Raw genomic sequence first — 19,917 nt, forward strand, 5'->3', positions numbered from 1 at the left:
CTTCCGACGTCATTTTATATAACATCTTAAATCAGGGAATGCCTTTAATCAATAGGAATGTAAATATATTTAACGATATAAACTCTTAAACTTGCATTATCCTATTCATATTATAGCTTAATTTGGGCATTATACCCAAATACATAACATAACTATGGCATATTTAAATTCTATACCTTTCCCCAAACATAAAAAAAGCCGATAAAAGCGAAATTCGCTCTTATCGGCTTTCCTAATGGAAATCTAGCTTTACTTCTCAGCAGGCAATGGCAGGAATAATAGATTAATCGGCAGGTTACTGCCGGAAGCCGGCGTAAATGCGATCGTAACCGATTCCTCGGTATCTCCCGTCCGGTAAAGGACGCCCGCTTCGTTGGCATTGTTCAAAATGGTCGTGTTGGTTGCATAGACCAGCTTATTGTTGACCAGGAAGGCACCGCCGTAATGGCCGCCTCGCGGATTCAAGGCAATAAGCGTATGCGGCTTCACATGCCACAAATTAAGAACATACATAGCTCCGTTGTTGCCGTCATTGGACATCGCTTCCCCTGTCAGAACATCAATGCCGGACAGGCGCGTATCTACTACTTTATCGGCCAGAATCATCCGGGACGGAACGTCGCCGATCGTCTGCAGAACGTTGATGCTGCGGTTCGCTTGCTCGAAGGTACCGCGTACATGCTTGCCGTCGCGCGGCAGGATCGGAAGCTGCGGAAGCGCCTGAAGCACGTCTTTGCTTGCATCCACAACGATGACGCTGAATTTAATAGGCGCGGATGTCGTTACATCTGCATACAGCGTAATGATACGGCCGTTAACGACTTCTTTGCTGTTAAGCGGAGTCAGAACAACGCGGCTTTGTCCAGCCGGAATGGTTGTAACCGTACCAACCGGATTTACGGTTCTGGACAACAGATAATTCGCCGTTGCCGCTTTGCCTGCTTGTGTTACATATGGTGCAGGGCCGCCAAGACCGATACGTTCGTCCGTTACGGTAGCAGCACTCGAGTTTTCGTTTGTTGCGACGATATAGACTTTAACCGGATTAGGACGGTTATTCTGATTGTGAATCAGGAAACGGACATTGCCGTTTGCGGTATCTTGATAATAAATCCCCTCGTCATTAATCATCTCGGGGCTGTTGCTGCGGATAAACGTTTGCTGCCCGTTCGATACAACCGTATACGGCTGAGTCGGAAGCTTCAATACGCCAGCGCCGTCAATCGTGAATTTCTCGCCTTGCTCGGTGTACAGCTGATCGAATTCTTGTTTCGTATAAAGTGTTTCATCCGTAATCGTAACCGTCTGCGAGAACTCGCTGGTGAGGCCATGAGCATCCGTTACTTTCAACGTTACCGTCTGTTCGCCTGGTTCGAAGAAAGCTTTGGCGTTATTCGCCCATTCACGCTTCGTAATCTTGTTCTCGTCATCCGTGCTGATATCATTATATTGAATGAGTTCGCCCATCTTGTAATAGGACTTGTCCGTGGCAAAACGCGCTTCAGGCGGAAGATTAGGCGGCAATACGTTAATCGTAACCGTATAAGGATCACTCCAGACGCCGTTCGCATCTTGAACCCATTTGGTTACGGTAAAAGTCCCCGCTTCCTCGAATGTTGTTTGTTTGCCTTCCCAACGTTCGTTCACGATGGCTGCACCGCTTGGCGAGTAAGACATGTCGCCATAGGTGACTTCCGTTTGACCGGCATAAACAACGCCGGACGTAATGTTGAATTTGGCTACCGGCTTAGTCGTCCAGCTCAGAACAATCTTCTTCTGCGCAGGGATTGAAGTCAACGTCATTCCGAATGGCTTCAGAACCGAACGGAGCGGAATCATCAGACTTCCCTTTTGTACAAAAGGCGTACCCGTAAACGTTGTGACCGTACCGTTAACCTTATAGGAAGACTTATTCAACGCATAACGAAGCTCATTGGATGCGCTGCGAAGCACATACTCCTTCTTGCTTGCATCGTAGAGGACAGACGCCCCGAGCCTGCCTGCAATTGCAGTAGCGGAAATATAAGTCGTACCTTTCAATTCCGTGAGAGGTTGTGCGGCCAGATAAAGCTTGCCGTTTTGGTACATTTGTTTTGTTTTCTGAAGAAGGATTAATTGATTCTGCCCATTGGCATTGCCTTGCGCTGCTACCGGGATAGCAAACATCATCAATGCGGCAAGAACGACTAAGCTGACTTTCTTAAACATTGGATTCTCCTTTTCTCGATCGGGATGGTTTGAACAGACATAGGTATAACGCATCCCAGCGCAAAAGGTTGCACCTGAAAGCCTATTTTTTTATGGCTCCTGCAATATGGTCAAAGATGAGATTACGAGATTTGACGGCCTCGTTCCGGCCTGCCAGTGCTTTTCGCACCACGATTACCAGTCGTTCTTCAGGCGCAACAAGCAAATATTGGCCGCCGTGGCCAAAGGCAAAATAACAATCGAACGCTCCGTTATGTTCCACCGACGACTGCCACCAATGATACCCGTAAGCCCCGTAAATAGGAGGCTCATAGTGAAGAAGTCCCCTGTGATGCTTCTTCGTCGACTCCTGAATCCATGAAGAGGGAATCAGCTCCCGGCCAAACCAATCTCCTTCGCGCAAATACAAAAGGCCTAGCTTGGCTAAATCCCGGCCATACAGCTGCAATCCGGTCCCCCCTTCGTTAATCCCCTTGTGAGAGGTCCATTTTGCCTGCCGAAAGCCCATCGGCTGGAATAAACGGCTGGTCGCATAATCAAGAGCGCTTTGCCCCGTTGCGGCCGTCAGTATGGCGGACAAGAGATGTGAGCCGCCAGAGTTATAGAGATACGCGTTACCCGGATCGCTTATTATCGGACGTTCCAGCACAAACCGGATCGGATCGGCCGACTTCTTCATCGCGTTGTAGGGCTTGTCGAAATCCGGCCAATCCCAGCCTGAGGTCATGGTAAGCAAATGCTTGATATGTATGGAGCGGTCAGCTATTCCGTCGAAGTAATCCGCTACGGGCTGGTCGACACTCCGGATATCCCCTTCGGATATGGCAATTCCGACTAAACCCGATAACAAGCTTTTGGTACAGGATAACAGCGGTCCTACCGTATCCTCCCCCTTGGCATGCCACTCCCAAGCTATTGCGTCATCCCTCAGTATCATTACGGAAGTCATCTTCCATGGCTCCAGCCATTCCATAATCTCTTCCAGCTTTGATTCGTCCAGACCTGCAGCGGATGGAGAAACCGCGCGTAAATAAGAATCATCCGTCTTACTAGTTGTTGTCATGCAAGCGTCAGCCTTTCTGGGAGGATGCATCCGCCGAATCTGAAGCGGCACGGCCGTCTTCCGCGCCTGCCCTTGGCAGCGCAAGCATGACCAGCAGCACAAGAACGGACAAGATGCCTAATAGGATAAAAATACGGTGCAGACTATGCTCGAGCTTGAAGGCATCAATCGTCTCCGTAGTTCCGGTGTTCAGCAGCAGGCCAAACAAGGCAATCCCCACCGTCTGTCCAAGCGTCCGTATAAAGTTATTGCTGCCAACTGCCGCACCGCGCAGCTCCCAGCTAACGGCGGAGGTCACCGCCACAGTAAAGCTTGTTAACGACAGTCCAAACGATAGTCCGGACAAGAAGGTGTAAATCATGAACAACACGATTGACGTATGGGCAGTCATAAACATAAAGCCCGCACTGCCTGCAATCAGGAATAAGGAGCCTAGAACCGCGATATTTCGCATGCCGAACCTGGCAATAAAATTACCGGCTAGAATAGCCCCGAGTGGCCAGCCTATAGACAGCGGAATCATGGCAATGCCGGAGTATGTCGCGCTTTCTCCAAGAACGCCTTGGATCCAGAGCGGCAGATAAAAAATGGCAACCACATTGATTACGCAGAGCAGGAAGCTGACTAGGTTGACCGTGCTGATCGTCCTAAGCTTAAATAGCTGGAGGGGAATAATCGGTTCCCGCGATCGCTTCTCAATGAAGATAAACAAGGTCAGAAGGACAGCCGCGGCTGCCAGGAGCCATACAATCTCGGCGGTTGACGAAGCCGCATCGGGCTCGCGAAGAATCGTCAACGCGTACAGGAAGGCAAACATTCCCGCGGCGAAAGCGGCAATGCCCGGATAGTCGATATACCGCTTATGCTTCGCGGAGACTTCCATCATTGAGGTCAGTAAGAGCACAAGCGCTACAATCCCAAACGGAAGGTTCATATAAAAAATAGCGCGCCAGGACACATAATCGACGAGCAGCCCTCCCGCAAGTGGTCCCGTGATTCCGGCAATGCCCCAAATACTCGACATCCAGCCCTGGACTTTAGCCCGTTGCTCGAACGGATACAGATCACCGATAATGGTATAAGGAATAGTGGTCAGGGCTCCCGCTCCAAGGCCTTGAACCGCCCGGAAAGCAATTAACTGCGGCATCGACGCTGCAAGGCCGGAAAGCATGGAGCCTGCGAGAAATATGCCCGCTCCAACGATAAACATTCTTTTGCGCCCAAACAAATCGGACAGTTTGCCGTAAATCGGCGTTGTAATTACCGTGGCGAGCAAATACACGGAGATGATCCAGCTGTACTGCTGGATCCCTTGCAATTCGTCCGTAATGCTTGGCATCGCGGTACTAACGATGGTTCCTTCAATAGCCGCAAGAAATGTCGCGACATACAAGGCTATGGTTACGGTGCGTCTGTTCATTCTTGTACTCATTATTTCTCCTTTCTTTACGTCTTATGAATTGGCAAACAATCTATTATGAGCCTTGTGCTTGGAAAAGATCAATGCTTTTTCAGCTTTTTGGCAGCAGACACAACCTTTTGGCCTACCGGAAAACCAATATTTATGTTAACTTAATTAGAGTGCTTCTTGAACAAATACGTTGATAACGTTAGGGATGAATATACAAATGGGTTATGATTTTTTAGTATCCATTATTGATCAGTTCGGCTATGTATCGCTCTTCCTTGTCCTGTGCCTTGGCTTAATAGGGCTGCCCGTTCCAAACGAAGTTGTCGTTATGACGGGCGGAGCGTTCGCTGCGTCGGGGCTTCTGAGTCCGGTTCCGGCCTATACGATGGTCTTCCTTGGAATATGCTCGGCAATGACCTTTAATTACTCGATTGGCCGTTTCGCGGGCAGTAAAGTGTTCGACTGGTTTATGAAGAAAAAGAATATGGACAAATTCGTCCATCAAGCGCAAAACATGAGCAATAAATACGGCGGCTTCGCGCTAAGCATCGGCCTTGTGCTCCCCGTTCTGCGGCATGTGATGCCGTTTGTGGGAGGCACCAATAAGATGACCTTCAGACGGTTTGCTTTATTTGCTTATCCAAGCGCATTCGTCTGGACATTGATTTACTTTATTATCGGCTCCTTTGTCGGCGACCGCGTCCAATCGATCGGCGATACGATTGCCGATAACGGCATGCTCGTGGTCTACGCGCTAATTGCCGTTGCTGCCGGCGCTGCAGCCTGGCTGTATATCCGCAGCCGTACCGCCAAGAAGAACGAAAAGGCAGAGCGCCCGATGTAATACCGGCATATAAAAATAACCTCCGGCCCTATTGGGGCAAGCCGGAGGTTATTTTTTATTTTATTTAAACTTCGGATCTAATTTCTCTTCCGCCGCATTCACCAGGTAATCAAACAGCTCGTCGTCCTCTTCCAGCAGGTCCTCCACCGCAAGCAGCTGGTCCTCGTCTCCGGACTCATGGAGAAAGAACAACCCATAGCCCCATTCGGTTCTCTTCCGGCTGTGAATCGTCATCTCGTATTGATTCGGCTGGCCTGCCATCTCGAATTGAATGCGGCCGACATAGCCCTCTTCCTTCGTGTAAGTCATTGAAGCATCCAATATGTTTACATTTTCCATCTGATGTATTCTTCCTTCCGGTCATCCATAGTTCCGTTTATTTTTGGTAAATAGCCTGTCTTATATTGTATACGGTTTGCGGCATTCGTCAACAAATCAACATTCGGGCTGCGCACATTCTCATGGCTGCCGTGATGAACGCCTATCCTCCGCCTTGCATACTGTACATTACGGCAGCGGATAGCGCTTCCGTGTATCCATGAGAGGGTGATTCCTATGGCCATTGATTTAGTGGCGCTGCATTGGGTGTATCTCGTCTTTATCGTTGCTATTATCGGCTTTATGCTGTTTAGGCGCGATACGTCGCTCATTTGCATCGTCGGGATCTTCGCGCTTGGCCTACTGGCAACCGAATCGCTGAGCGACTCCGTCAGCGGCGTGTTTAACAGCTTTATTTATGCCATTAAAGAACTAATGGGCACTATCCTCATTATATCCATAATTGTCGCCATGAGCCGGGTACTCATCCGGACCGGCATCAACGAAGTGATGATCTCCCCTTTTGCCCGTTTCCTGCGGACGCCTACGCTGGCCTTCTGGGGGATCGGACTTATTATGATGGTTACCTCCTGGTTCTTCTGGCCCTCGCCCGCTGTGGCGCTAATAGGCGCCGTATTGCTGCCGGTTGCGCTGAGGGTTGGCTTGCCTGCATTAGGCGCGGCGATGGCCATGAACTTGTTCGGCCATGGCATTGCCTTGTCGGGCGACTATATCATCCAAGGCGCTCCCAAGCTGACGGCCGATGCGGCGGGTCTGCCGGTCAGTGAAGTGATGGAGGCAAGTATACCGCTTGTGATCGTAATGGGTCTCGTCACGACCATTGCGGCCTTCTGGATGATGCGCCGGGACATGAAGACAGGCAAATGGAATGACGGGATTATTACCAAAGTCGAAGGCGATAAGGAGCTTACCGGCGGAGAGGATCTCGAGTACAAAAACGTGTTATCCTACAAAGCCAAATTATCGCTTGCGGTCCTGATCCCGTTATTATTCGCAGCAGACGTTGTAACGATGTTCGTGCTGAATCTGCAAGGCGGCGATGCGACCGCGCTGGTCGGCGGCACGGCAATCTTTATCCTGCTGCTGATTACGATGCTGGCTCATAAGAACAAGGGGCTGGAGAAAACGACTAATTATTTAATCGAAGGCTTCCTGTTCGGCTTTAAAGTATTTGGCCCGGTTATCCCGATTGCCGCCTTCTTCTATCTTGGCGACTCCGGCTTCACCGCGATCTTCGGCGATACGCTTCCTGCAGGCTCGCAAGGCATTGTCAACGATCTTGGCGTCGCCCTTGCGAATAATGTACCGGTAAACAACGAGGTTGGCTCTATCACCCTGACACTTGTAGGCGCGGTTACGGGACTGGATGGCTCCGGCTTCTCCGGCATCTCGCTTGCCGGCTCGATTGCCCAGCTGTTCGGCGGGGCGATTGGCTCCGGAGTTGCTACCCTGACAGCTCTCGGCCAAGTTGCCGCGATCTGGGTTGGCGGAGGCACGCTGGTACCGTGGGCGCTTATCCCGGCGGCCGCAATCTGCGGTGTCAGCCCGTTCGAGCTTGCGCGCCGCAATTTGAAGCCGGTTATAATCGGCCTTTGCGTAACGACGATTGTAGCTATGTTCCTCGTGTAAGAAATGAAAAAAAGGATGGTCCCCAAGGCGAGATGCCAACGGATCATCCTTTTCTATTCATGCAAGCTCAAGCTTCTACAGAATAATAAATGCAAAAACAATGGCAAGAGCGAAGCGGTAATACGCGAACCAGGACAAGCTGAGACGCTTGATCAGGTTCAGAAAGGTTACGATCGCGATCATCGCAACGATAAACGCGGCAACGAATCCGATAATGAATAGCGGAGCATCCGATGCCGTAAGGAACTCGCGGCTCTTGATCAGGTCGATGCCGCTGGCTCCCGCCATAATCGGCACAGATACCATAAACGTAAATTCAGCTGCAGCCTTTTGGCTTGCGCCAAAGAACATACCGCCCGAGATCGTCGAACCGGAACGGGAGAAGCCTGGCCACAATGCGAGAACCTGGAACATACCAATTGCAAAAGCTTGCTTGTATGTAATGTCATCCAGCTCTTCCGCGGTAATTTTCCTTTTAATCCGGTCTGCTACGATCATCAGAATACCGCCTGCTACGAGACCGACAAGCACCGTTGCGGAGCTGAATAAATAATCTTTGATAAATCCATGAAGCAAAACGCCCGCTACCCCGGCGGGAATCATGGCAAGCAGGAAGTGAATGGCGTTAACGCCAGATCCTTTTCTGAAATCGAATTTCAGCAAGCCTAGAAACTTTCTCCAGTACAACACGAGGACGGCAAGTACGGCGCCAAATTGAATAACAACCTCAAAGACCTTCGCGCGGTCATCCTGGAAGTTTAACAAATCTGCTGTCAGAATCAAGTGGCCTGTTGAAGAGACAGGCAAAAATTCCGTAAGCCCTTCAATGATGCCCATAATAATGGCATTAAATAAATCTCCCAAATGTAGTCCTCCATCTCCTAAATTTTCTTTCGCTTATTTTCTGAGATAATCAACCTTATTATCATAGCACAAGGATGAAACAAGCGAAAGCAACCATCGTTTTAGGAGAAAAGCCGCATCCCGGGGTTGCGGAATGCGGCATGGTAGTTCTTAATCATTAACGAGGTTAACTTCATGCCGGATAATTTCGATTTTGCGGATGCGATGCCGTTCTTTCTCCCGAATGATAAAAGTAAGCTCCTCGTACTCCTGGGGCTCCCCTACCTGAAGATCGGGATATTGGTTGAACAGCCAGCCTCCAATCGAGTCCACATCATGGCTTTCCAGATTGCTGCCAACCGCTTCGTTAACTTCCACGATCAATGCTTTGCCGTCAACTATAAATCGGTTTGGCTCAATGGCATCAATTTCCTTTACTTCGTCCGCATCGAATTCATCGCGGATTTCACCCACGATTTCCTCTATGATATCCTCTATCGTAATCAATCCCGAAGTACCGCCGTACTCGTCAAGCAGAACTGCGATATGCACCCGCTCCTGCTGCATTTTGCGGAGTAGCTTCTTGATGGGCATAACCTCGGGAACGGACATGACGGGCTGGAGCAGCATCCCGACATCCGTCTCATCGTTGCCGAAGTACTGCATGAAGAATTGCTTCGTATTAATGATCCCGATAATGTTGTCCTTGCTGCCTTTCGCGACCGGAAAACGCGTATACTGCTCGCGCCGTATGATGGAGATATTCTCGACTTTGGAATTCTCGATGTACAGGCACACCATATCGGTCCGCGGAACCATGATTTCTCTGGCAAGACGTTCATCGAATTCGAAGATCCGGTTCATGTAGCTGAGCTCGCTTTTGTTGATTTTGCCGCTTTCGTAGCTCTCCGACATAATGCTCTTGATCTCTTCCTCCGAATGCGCCTCATGCTCACCGGTTGGCTTGAAGCCCATTAATTTAACGACACCGTTCGCAGAGCCGTTAAGCAGCCAAATAAACGGAAACATGACTTTATAAAAGAAGATAATAAAAGGAGCAACGGCCAAGCTGATTTGCTCGGGCTTGATAATGGCGACCGTTTTTGGCGCAAGCTCACCAAGAACCACATGGAGATAAGTCACAATCGCGAAGGATAAAATAAAGGAAATCACGTTAACCAGTTCCCCGCCAATATGCAGACGGTGAAACAAAGGATCCAGCAATTCGTGCACGGTCGGCTCGCCAAGCCAGCCTAATCCAAGCGCGGTAATCGTTATCCCTAACTGGCAGGCTGACAAATAGCTGTCCAAATGCGTAATGACATTTTGTACCGTTGCCCCATTGCGGACACCTTCCGCGACTAATTGATTCACCCGGCTTGGGCGGAGACGGACAACTGCAAATTCTGTTGCTACGAAGTAAGCAGAACATAACAGCAGTACCGCAAACAAAATTAGTTTCAGAACCATAAGCGTCTCCTTCTTTTCTTCGGCACTGTTCGTAATTACTTGTATTTTACCCCGCTCGGCCAATCATGAATCCTGCAAAAATAAACCGTATCCCGGATCCTCCAAGGATCCCGATACGGTTTAGCTTTGTTCGTCGTTATCTAGTACCCGACTTCCACCGACGCGTTAACGATGTAGATCAGATCATTCTTGTCATCCTTATCCGGAAGCACGACTCCGCTTGTTGTCATCATTCCGCCATCCATGATCTCCACGGTAACATGGCCATAAGGCAGAACTGCCTTGACCTGCTCCACATCAAGCAATTCCTTATCGCAAGGAACCGCCAGCTTAACATGTACCTTCATATTGTCCAATGTGCCGCCCGGCAGTACAGCTCGCAGACCCGGCATTGAATTATGATGAATCGCGTTCTGGACCGCGCGCACCGCTGCTTTCGTAATGTTCTGGCCATGCAGATCGCAGCCCATGCCAATCTCGATAAAAAATAAATGGTCCATTGTCTATCCCTCCATTACCAAGGTACGTCATCATCCTGACCCGGTGAATCGTCTACATACGGCTGAATAGCCGGTTCTTCCTGCTTCACGTTGGTGCCGATTATCGGCAGGATTTGCTCCAAATCCGGCGGCTGCAAAAGCTCGACCGGGGAGACGCCTTTCTCGAATTGGAACGCTTCGCCTTCAATGACGGCTACATAACGTCCATTATGTTTCGCGAAATGCAAAGTTATCCCGAAATCCGCAAGCAGCCCTTTCACCGTTATACCGCCAAGCTTGAAGGAAAACGGAAGATCCGGCTTTTGCTCGACTAAGGCTGCCGATGCCGTCGAGACTTGCTCATGCGTCCAATACTCCTGCAGCTCCCGCTTCTCGCTGGCCGCCCATACCTCGATCGCATTTTCTTCCTCGCGTCTTTCCGTGCTTTCCGGCTCGGCCTGCCACTTATCCTCCATATACTGCTGGACCATGCCAAGCACCTGCTCGCCCATGACTTCAGGCAGCGGCTTCTCGTAGGAGACAAACTTCAGGAAATCTTCAAAATATCGGGCATGGGACGCCTGATGGATTTTGAGCTCCCAATGATCAAGCGAGCCTTCCTCCGGCATATGCGGATATTGAATCGACTTCATGCCTCTCGCGCTAATGGCCATTTCGACATGGGAGATCAAACTTCGCTCATCCGAAATCCGCGCGATCTTGGGTTCGAAATCGCATTTGAGCAGGAACAGGAACGGCTCGTCGAAATAAGTGTTGAGCTTGGCTCTCGCAATAATGAACGCACCGCCGCGCACTGCCGTAGTATCCATATAAATATGTACAAGCTCGTCGGCAATGCCGATAAATCGTTCTTTGCTGTCGGCTTCCCTCAGACGCTGGAACAAGTTATAGTTCTGGTTGCTCCCCAGCTCATAACCCGGCTCTACCATGAATCGTCCGATCTTCGTAGGCGCATTCTCCGTGTTTGGATTGCGCTCAACCTTTCTCTTCACAATCCGGGTGAACTCTCCGTCCAGGAAGCGTTTGATTTCGCTGTCCTCGTAGTCGTCCTCCTCCAAGGTCTGAAAATGCTTGTATCGCTTAGAAGAAGAGCTATCCTCGCCATCCGTTACAATGACGAAGAAGGATAAGTACTCCATTCTGAAATCCACTTTTTCCGTTTCCCCCATGACTTAAGCTTAGTTATCCATCCGTGCATACGGAGCCTTCTGATAGCTGTATGCCGGCTTCAATTCCGTATTATCGAATCCACGGTGCCAGACCGGCGTTGTCGACGGCGACATCGGCGGAATAAGCCATGACCAGCGGCCGGTCAGCGGCCGTCCGTTATTTTGCTCCTGCTCGGCAAAGCGCATAAACTGCTCCGCGGCGGTATGATGGTCCACGATGCTGACGCCATGCTTCTTGAACGAATGAATGACAGCCACGTTCAGCTCGATAAGCGCCCGGTCTTTCCATAGCGACGTGTTTGTCGACGTATGAAGTCCCATCAGCCTCGCGACCTCGGGAAGCTTGTTATACCGGTTGAAATCCGCCAGGTTGCGCGCCCCGATCTCCGTCCCCATGTACCAGCCGTTAAAAGGCGCCGCCGTATACGATATGCCGCCAATCTCCAGCTTCATATCCGAAATGAACGGAACCGCGTACCACCTCAGCTCCAGCTCCTCGAAACGTTCAATTTCCGGATGCGACAGCGGCACTTCCTTCGCAAGCCCCTCCGGCAGCTCGTACCATTGGGGAGGCTCGTTATTCACCTGGATCACAAGCGGCAGCACATCGAAGGCCGTACCCGCTCCCTTCCAGCCCAAGGCGTTGCATACCCGGGTGAAATCAATGGAAGCAGGGTCGCCAACGGCGCCTTCGTTCCTCTCGTATCCCGCATATCGAACGAGCTGATGGTTCCAGATCCGGATCCTCCGCTCCCCTTGCTCAGGAGCAAATACGGTGATTGTCGGCCGAATGCGCCCTTCATTCGTCGCATATTTTATGTGATTAAATATCTGCTGGGCAATTTGATCAGCGGCTTGCAAGGAACGTGCATCAATAACCTCAAGCGATTGCCAGAACAATCTGCCGATACATCGGTTGCTGTTGCGCCAGGCCATTCTAGCACCATGCCGCAGCTCCTCCATTGTATGCTCATAGCTTCCGTGCTTCTCGATCGACTGCTCTATTTCTTCAAGACGGCGTTTTGCTTCCTCTTCCGTCTTGCCTAGCTCCGCGTAACATACGGCGATAAACTGCTCCGCCTCTTTATAGATCTCCGTTGCAATCATGCTCTTGCGCCTACTCTCCGTATAACCACTTTCCTCTTACGATACCGTATTTTTCAGGTGCCTGCCACCTGACAGGAGCCGAAAATAAGCATGTTCACTTATTGTTCATTGATTCGTTTAACCGGCCTGTCACAATTAGCATAAGGAACGATAAAATAATCATCGCTGCCGTCCAGGACCATGCCAGCGGCATATGTCCGGCTTCCACCGCCGTATAGATCGCCGTTGGGGTTGTCTGGGTTACGCCAGGGATATTCCCCGCAATCATCAGCGTTGCTCCGAACTCCCCCAGACTTCTGGCGAAGCCGAGGATATACGAGGATACGAAGGAACGGCCGGCAAGCGGCAGAGTGACATAACGAAATACCTGCCATTCCTTCGCCCCCGCAGATCTTGCGGCATCCTCAAGATGTCGTTCCACGCCTTGAAAGCCTGTCTTCATTGTTTGGTAAACAAGCGGAAAAGCAACAACAACCGCTGCGACAACACCCGCGATCCAGGTGAAAATAATAGACTGGTTAAACAGCCACTCATAAGCGATTCCTACCCAGCCTCTCCGGCCAAGGGCGACTAACAACAGAAAGCCGATAACGGTAGGCGGCAGTACGAGCGGCAGCATAAAGACGGTCTCGATAAACAGCCTTCCCCGCCGCTTCCTGCGCGTCATCCACCAGGCAGCCCATACTCCCAATATGGCAACAAACACGCTGGCTGTTATACAGATTTTCAAAGAAAGCACGAGTGGTGCCGCCCACTCTTCCATCGTCCACTCCGCCAACCCGATTCACTCCGATACAAATCCCATGATGCTTTACATTATAGACAAGCCGCATGCCAGGTGTAAATGTTACATCCGGCAGACAAACGAAAAATCGCCCGATCCCCGGCTGTCAGGAAGAAGCTGATGTGGGCTTCTCCTGCCTGCAGAGGAATGAGGCGATCCGATAGTTTAACTATTCACTTTTCTGGCGGCCAAGCAGCAAGAATACGATGATTAAAATAAAGGCAGTCAGAGCCATAAGCGGGATCGTAATGAAACCGAGCCAGTTCAGATAATCGTAATTGCAAGGAATTCCCGAGCGGCAAGGCATCATTTCGCCCATCTTCGGAAACCAAATCTCAAAATTATGATAAATCGAGATCAACATTCCGATGACGCTTAGCGGCAGCACATAGCCGATAATCCGGCGGTCGCTGCGGTAAGCGGCAATCCCGAGCAGGATAACCTGCGGATACATGAAGATACGCTGGTACCAGCACAAATCGCAAGGGATAAATCCTTTCACTTCGCTAAAATACAACGACCCGCCGGTAGCGACTAAAGCGACAAGCCAAGCCAAATATAAACCATAGCGCTGGAACCAGCTTTCATAGATTTCGGATTCGGTTGTCGTTGTCAAGTTCCTACCCCTTATTCACGGCTTCATCGATTGCCGCTTTAATACTAGCGTAATCAAGGTTGCCTTTATATTGCACGCCGTTAATAAAGAGAGTTGGCGTTCCCGTTACATTCAGCGGACCTACGCTTGCGTTGTCTTTATTTACGTCGCTTTGATAGGTTTTATCGTCGATATCCTTCTTCAGCTTATCGAAGTCGAGTGAAAGCTTCGCGTCTTTCGCAAGCTGTACGAGATAATCGGAAGTTGCCCAATTCGTTTTCTCGTCCTTCTGGTTATCATAGATCGTTTTGTAATACGTCCAGAAAGCTTCATCGCCGCCTTGCTGCTGCACGGCTTCTGCGGCAAGCGCCGCTGTAGTAGAGTCAGGTCCGATAAAAGTATAATTGGAGAAATATAACGCGGCCTTGCCCGTATCAATAAAGTCCTTCTCTAGCTGCGGCTCTACATTTTGTGCGAAGTATTGACATACCGGGCATTTGTAATCGCCGAACTCAACAATTTTGACCGGCGCATCCGCATTGCCTTTCACAGGCAAGCCCGTATAGTCGATATCGTACACCTTATTTGCGAGATCTGCCTGCTGCTTCGATTGATGATTGATACCAAGAATAATGACTACGATAACTGCTACGATCGCCAGCGTTAATACAATCAAAGATTTGTTGGATTGCTTCCTAACCGGCTGCTTGTAGGTGCCTGGCCGATTTTTTGCTTTTGCTTGATTGCCCAAACTTGTCCAATCCTCCCCGGCATTTGAATGAGGCCCGGGCTCCGTTCCGGCATCAGCCGCAACAAGCCCGGGCAGGTCTAGCGGGAATGCTCAATCCGTACTCCCGCTTGAATTTGCCTGTACTTGTAGCCAGTGTAGTTACAACGGGCTTTAATGTCAATAACAAGCTGAGACATGACGAAATACTGTCATATTTGATCGCTTATTCCGGGTTAATTAATGACGTTAAGGAATCACGGTGAAGCAGCTTCAGTTTATGAAGCGCGCGGGTACATCCCACATAAAGAAGCTTGGCATCGTCCTTCGTATACATGTCCGCTCCTGCATCCGCGATTAACACCGCGTCGAACTCCAATCCCTTAGACAGATAGACCGGAACAACCGATAGTCCGCCGCCGTATTCCGGTTGCTTGCTTTGGACAAGAGACGCTTCAAGCCCTTCCTGAAGCAGAAATTCATACAGCTCGGCGCATTGCTGCGCGGTGCGTCCAATGACCGAAATGGTCTGGAATTGACCCGTTGCCTGCCATTCCCTTACCGACTGCACAATCCGCTTGTACCATGCGGTCTGGTCAACCTGCTCAACCTCGACCGGATCACCGCTCCGGAACACGGGCACTGCGGGCTTCACGCCGCCGCCCATAGCCCCTAGAATACGGTTCGCAAATTCAATGATTTCCATCGTTGAACGATAGCTCCGGTTAAGCTCGAAGAAGCCGGTCTGCTCTTCATTAAATAGATCGGTCAATTCTGTCCAGCTGTTGATCCCGACATAAGCATGAATCCCTTGCTGAAGGTCGCCCAGTACCGTCATCGATGGCGTCCGCTGGCAGAGCCGCAGCGCTTCCAGCTGGAACGGCGAATAATCCTGTGCTTCGTCAATCACGATATGATCGTATGCCGGAATGGACAGGCCGTACAGCCGCAGATGAATGTAGACAAGCGGAGCCAGATCCTCTGCTTCTACCTGCCCATTCTGCAAGGAAGCGGCTGTAGCGGAGGCTATCGCTTTCGGAATCACCGTAACCGCCTGTTTGCCTTGGAAGAGAGCCGCATACAACTGAGGGGCTGTATAAGACGGAATCTTTTTCGCGAAGGCGTTCAGCTTGGTCTGCGCTTTGGCGCGTACCTTCTTATCCGTCACTCTGCGCATCTTCAGCTCCGATTCGAACCAGCGGCGAATGCGGCTCACGAGACGGTCGCGCTTCTGCATCAGCGTCTCATCGCCATAATCCGTTTCATACCATTCCTTCATTTGCTCAGGCGACAATACCAGCCCCGGAATCGGCTCGAACGGGATGACCGGCAAGATCCGTTGTTCCAGCTCCTTGATTCGTACATCGACCGCTTCTTTGAAAGCGATGGAGCCCTTAACCCGGCCGGCCGCGTTCGCCATCTCTGCCGCTGAACGGTGTTCCTCGAACCAGTATGCCAGGGCATCCGACGCGCTTCGCAGCGACACCTCATGGCCAAGCAGCTCGAGAGACCAATCGGCAAAGGTCGTTTGCTGAATATCGCCTACGCCAAGCTCGGGCAGCACGCCGGAAATATACTCAAGGAACATGCGGTTGGGGGCGAAAATAATCATTCGCTCCGCTTTTACCCGGTCGGCATATTGATAGAGGAGAAACGCGAGCCGGTGAAGAGCTACGGTTGTTTTTCCGCTCCCTGCGACCCCTTGAATGAACAGCGCTTTGTTCCGCTCCGAACGGATAATGCTATCCTGTTCATGCTGAATCGTGGATACGATATCCCGCAGCTTATTGTCTTTGTTCTCGCCCAGGCGGTATAGGAGGAATTCATCCGTTACGGACTCTTCGTCCTGCCCGCGCACGTAGCTGTCAACCATGCGGACAAGCTCGCCTTGCCGCACCATGAAGTTGCGCTTCAGATGCACAAAGCCTTCTATCTCGCCTTCCGGCGCAACATAGGTTGCCGCATCCTCCCCGCCGGTAAACGAATAGAACAAGCTGGCTACAGGCGCACGCCAATCGACAACAAGAAGCTCGTTGCTGCCTTGCTTGGCAACGCCGGCTTTACCGATATATAGCGGCTTCTGCTCGCCATTTGGCAGTTCTTCGAAATCAATACGTCCGAAATAAGGCTCCCGATAGGCAACCTCAAGTCTTCTTTTGCGCTCCTCGCGCTGCAGATCGAGCATTTGCTCCGTAAAATCATCACCCGTATAACGGGGACCGATGCCTGCCAGCTGACTCTTAATATCGTCAAGCGATCGAGCCAGCCTCTCTTGCTCTTCTTGATAGGCACTTTGAACCGTGGTCATGTCAGTTACCTCCTAAAAAGATCCTAAAAACGAATAATCAATATACCACAGGACAATCGCCTTAAGCAATCGAATCAAAGTTCATTCCGAATAAGCCGAGCAAATAATAGATAACAACCATATTAAATACAAACAGCAGCGGGATTCCGATCCGGAAAGAAGTATGCTTGGTTTTGTGGCGCCATACCTGCATGCCGATCCATGCTCCAAGCGCTCCGCCTAATGCACTGACTCCAAACAGCCTTTTCTCCGGCACGCGCCTCTTCTTGTGTCTGGCATAGCTCTTGTCCATCCCCATAAGAGAAAACGCAAGGATATTAATCACGAGCAAATAAATAATGAGTAGCTGCAAAAGATTACGCTCCTTCCTGATCCGCGCGGCTTAAGCGCGCGGCTTTACCCGGTTCGTCGGCTGCGCCGCATACGGGTCATCCGGCCAATAATGCTTGGGATACCGGCCTTTGAGGTCTTTCTTGATTTCAAAATAAGCGTCGTTCCAGAAGCTTTTTAAATCCCTGGTCACCTGTACCGGCCGCTGCGAAGGCGATAGCAAATGCAGCGTAAGCGGCAGCCTGCCGCCAGCCAGCCGAGGCGTTTCCCGCAGCCCGAACAGCTCCTGAAGCCGCACGGCTATAAACGGGGCTTCCGGATCGCTGTAATCGATCGGAATACGCGAGCCGCTAGGCACCCTCATATGGGTCGGCACCTGTTCATCCAGCTCTTGCCGCTGGCCCCAGGTAAGAAGACCTTCCAGCAGCTGAACCATATTAAGCCGCTGCAAATCAGCGCGGTTCTTCATGCCATAGAGATGAGGCAGCAGCCAATCCCGAACGGATGCGAGCAGAGCTTCCTCGGATACATCCGGCCAGCTGCTGTTATGCCTCGCCATTAGAAGCATTCTAGCCTGCAGCTGCTTCGCTGATTTTGACATGGAGAGCAGTCCAAGCCCCTCGCGCGCTATCCCTTCCGCGAGCGCTTCTGCAACCCGTTCCGGAGAAGGCTGCTGCAGAGGCGCTTCCTTTAAGACAATAGCTCCAAGCCGGGCTCTCCTGCGGGCACGTACGGCATGCGCGTCGAAATCCCACTCTACGGCTTCTTCTGTTTGGAACTGCTCGCCCGCAACCTGCTCCAGCAAGTCCAGCTCAAGCTCCGCAGCCAGCCGAATCCGGCTTTCGCTCCCTGAATCATCCAGCTCCGCAGCAGCCAGATAAGCCGCTCTGGACAGAGGCTGAAGCTCGGGCAGCACTGCGCCTCTGCCATTCGCCAGCAGATAACGGCCATCCGGGCGTCTTTGCGCAATCCGATCCGGATATGCGAGCGCGATCAGCAAACCGATCGATGCTCTACTCCCTTGCTTCCATTCCAGTCCCTGCCCGTCACTTGAGCTTAACATTTGACGCCATTGCTTCGACTGAGCCTTGATCCGCTGAACAGCGCCACGATCAGCCTCAAGCCTGCCAATGCTCCCATTTAACGCTTCTAGTCGAAGCTGCATGTCCACGTTGCGCTCCTGCGGCAATAGATCACGCTCACTTAATAGTGCAGCAAGCTCACAGGCTTCAGCTGCCAGATTCAGTTCCTCTGCCTTAAGCAGCATAAAGCCAAGCCTTGGGTGGAGACCAAGCTTCGCAATTCTGGCCCCCCATGCCGTAGAACGGCCTTCTGCATCCAGCGCATGCAGCAGCTTCAGCAGATCAAGCGCATGGCGGTATGCAGCCTGAGGAGGAGGATCCAGCCACATCAGCTCTCCGGGATCGGCAACTCCCCATACGGACAGCTCCAGAGCAAGGGGCGCCAAATCGGCCTCAAGCAGCTCCGGCGCGTTATGCTGCGGCAGGTAGGGATGCTCCTGCTCGGTCCACAGCCGGTAACATACCCCTGGCGCAAGCCGTCCTGCCCGGCCTCTCCGCTGATCGGCAGAGGCCTGCGACACAGATGTCGTCTCAAGCCGGGTCATCCCCGTGCGGGGCGAAAATTTCGGTACGCGCATCAGACCGCTGTCTACTACAATCCGGATGCCTTCCACCGTCAAGCTGGATTCGGCTATCGACGTGGCTAGAACAACCTTGCGCTCGCCAGCCGGGCAAGGAGCGATAGCCGCATCTTGTGCCTCCAGCGGCAGGTTGCCATGCAGCTCGGCGATCCGTATATGAGGAGCGAGTCCCGATTGGGCAAGAAGGCCGGCTGTTCGGCGGATCTCTCCCACGCCTGGCAGAAAGACTAATACATCCCCGTCATGGTCACGCAGCGCTTGCTCAATCGCGGAAGCAGCCTGCGGTTCAATTTTCCCTTCCAATCTCATGCCTCTGTAGAAGGTTTCCACCGGGAATACTCGTCCGCTGCTCCTGATTACCGGTGCTCCGCCTAGGAGTCCGGATACCGCTTCGGCGTCCAGCGTCGCTGACATAACGAGGAGACGCAGGTCATCACGCAGCAGCATCTGGGATTGAAGCGCCAGCGCTAATCCCAGATCGCCGTGAAGATGACGCTCATGAAATTCGTCGAACAAGACTGCCCCTACTCCTTCAAGTGCCTGATCCTCCTGCAGCATTCGGGTCAAGACTCCTTCTGTTACGACCTCGATTCTCGTTCTCGCACTTACCTTCGTATCTAATCTCACGCGGTAGCCGACCGTTTCTCCAACCTGCTCGCCTAGCGTTGCCGCCATGAATTTTGCAGCGGAACGAGCAGCAAGCCTGCGCGGCTCCAGCATAATAATCTTGCGTCCGTCCAGCCACGGTTCATGCAGCAGAGCAAGCGGTACGCGCGTCGTCTTGCCTGCTCCCGGCTCAGCGACCAGAACCGCGCCGGTTCCTGCCCGCAAGGCCTCCAGAACTTCGGGCAGTACGGCATCTATCGGCAATTGCTTCATCATTTATCCGATCCTTCTCCATTATTTAATCTAGTTAAATATGTAATA

At 51.5% G+C, this 19,917-nt stretch carries 17 protein-coding genes; 2 read left to right on the plus strand and 15 right to left on the minus strand.

Going from position 1 to position 19,917, the window contains the following annotated elements; genetic code table 11:
- Positions 1–249 precede the first annotated feature (249 nt).
- The 3 genes from M3194_RS00425 to M3194_RS00435 all read right to left on the minus strand — a co-directional run bounded on the left by M3194_RS00425 (position 250) and on the right by M3194_RS00435 (position 4,703).
- Entirely contained in the window at positions 250–2,208 is a 1,959-nt protein-coding gene (locus M3194_RS00425) for a stalk domain-containing protein (protein WP_251651067.1), read from the minus strand.
- An 82-nt stretch (positions 2,209–2,290) separates the two neighbouring features.
- A complete protein-coding gene (locus tag M3194_RS00430; protein WP_251651068.1) occupies positions 2,291–3,271 on the minus strand; it encodes a serine hydrolase domain-containing protein in 981 nt (326 codons plus the stop codon).
- 7 nt (positions 3,272–3,278) lie between these two features.
- Positions 3,279–4,703: an MDR family MFS transporter gene (locus tag M3194_RS00435; RefSeq protein WP_251651069.1), complete on the minus strand. Its 1,425-nt coding sequence runs from the start codon at positions 4,701–4,703 to the stop codon at positions 3,279–3,281.
- 196 nt (positions 4,704–4,899) lie between these two features.
- Between M3194_RS00435 and M3194_RS00440 the strand changes: the two genes are divergently transcribed.
- Complete coding sequence (locus tag M3194_RS00440) at positions 4,900–5,526, plus strand: DedA family protein (protein WP_251651070.1); 627 nt, start codon at positions 4,900–4,902, stop codon at positions 5,524–5,526.
- Positions 5,527–5,586: 60 nt separating this feature from the next.
- Here the strand turns inward: M3194_RS00440 and M3194_RS00445 are convergent, their stop codons facing one another.
- Complete coding sequence (locus M3194_RS00445) at positions 5,587–5,865, minus strand: hypothetical protein (RefSeq protein WP_251651071.1); 279 nt, start codon at positions 5,863–5,865, stop codon at positions 5,587–5,589.
- 216 nt (positions 5,866–6,081) lie between these two features.
- Here M3194_RS00445 and M3194_RS00450 point away from each other — a divergent pair, with 216 nt between their 5' ends.
- Complete coding sequence (locus M3194_RS00450; RefSeq protein WP_251651072.1) at positions 6,082–7,494, plus strand: hypothetical protein; 1,413 nt, start codon at positions 6,082–6,084, stop codon at positions 7,492–7,494.
- A gap of 75 nt (positions 7,495–7,569) precedes the next feature.
- Here M3194_RS00450 and M3194_RS00455 read toward each other — a convergent pair whose 3' ends face one another.
- The 11 genes from M3194_RS00455 to hrpB form a co-directional block, all read right to left on the minus strand.
- The gene (locus M3194_RS00455; RefSeq protein ID WP_285889028.1) at positions 7,570–8,358 is read right to left on the minus strand and encodes an undecaprenyl-diphosphate phosphatase; all 789 of its coding nucleotides are present in this window, start codon (positions 8,356–8,358) and stop codon (positions 7,570–7,572) included.
- A 150-nt stretch (positions 8,359–8,508) separates the two neighbouring features.
- Positions 8,509–9,807 carry a hemolysin family protein gene (locus M3194_RS00460; RefSeq protein WP_251651073.1) on the minus strand — a complete coding sequence of 433 codons (1,299 nt, stop codon included), beginning with the start codon at positions 9,805–9,807 and terminating at the stop codon, positions 8,509–8,511.
- 140 nt (positions 9,808–9,947) lie between these two features.
- Entirely contained in the window at positions 9,948–10,307 is a 360-nt protein-coding gene (locus tag M3194_RS00465; protein WP_251651074.1) for a Lin0512 family protein, read from the minus strand.
- Positions 10,308–10,321: 14 nt separating this feature from the next.
- A complete protein-coding gene (locus M3194_RS00470) occupies positions 10,322–11,458 on the minus strand; it encodes a DUF3900 domain-containing protein (RefSeq protein ID WP_251651075.1) in 1,137 nt (378 codons plus the stop codon).
- Positions 11,459–11,485: 27 nt separating this feature from the next.
- Positions 11,486–12,583 (minus strand): nitric oxide synthase oxygenase, encoded by a 1,098-nt coding sequence (locus M3194_RS00475; protein ID WP_251651076.1) that lies wholly within the window; start codon positions 12,581–12,583, stop codon positions 11,486–11,488.
- A 94-nt stretch (positions 12,584–12,677) separates the two neighbouring features.
- Positions 12,678–13,346, minus strand: coding sequence for a molybdate ABC transporter permease subunit (modB, locus tag M3194_RS00480; protein WP_251652070.1), 669 nt, complete (start codon positions 13,344–13,346; stop codon positions 12,678–12,680).
- A gap of 190 nt (positions 13,347–13,536) precedes the next feature.
- Entirely contained in the window at positions 13,537–13,983 is a 447-nt protein-coding gene (locus M3194_RS00485) for a disulfide oxidoreductase (protein WP_251651077.1), read from the minus strand.
- Between the two features lie 4 nt (positions 13,984–13,987).
- On the minus strand, positions 13,988–14,713 hold the full coding sequence (locus M3194_RS00490) for a DsbA family protein (protein ID WP_251651078.1): 726 nt from the start codon (positions 14,711–14,713) through the stop codon (positions 13,988–13,990).
- A gap of 202 nt (positions 14,714–14,915) precedes the next feature.
- Positions 14,916–16,997 (minus strand): HelD family protein, encoded by a 2,082-nt coding sequence (locus tag M3194_RS00495; RefSeq protein WP_251651079.1) that lies wholly within the window; start codon positions 16,995–16,997, stop codon positions 14,916–14,918.
- A gap of 61 nt (positions 16,998–17,058) precedes the next feature.
- Positions 17,059–17,349, minus strand: coding sequence for a DUF1294 domain-containing protein (locus tag M3194_RS00500; protein ID WP_251651080.1), 291 nt, complete (start codon positions 17,347–17,349; stop codon positions 17,059–17,061).
- Positions 17,350–17,379: 30 nt separating this feature from the next.
- Positions 17,380–19,869, minus strand: coding sequence for an ATP-dependent helicase HrpB (gene hrpB / locus M3194_RS00505; RefSeq protein WP_251652071.1), 2,490 nt, complete (start codon positions 19,867–19,869; stop codon positions 17,380–17,382).
- Positions 19,870–19,917: the final 48 nt, after the last annotated feature.

The organism is Paenibacillus glycanilyticus, assembly GCF_023715145.1.
GTDB classification, from domain to species: domain Bacteria; phylum Bacillota; class Bacilli; order Paenibacillales; family Paenibacillaceae; genus Pristimantibacillus; species Pristimantibacillus glycanilyticus_A.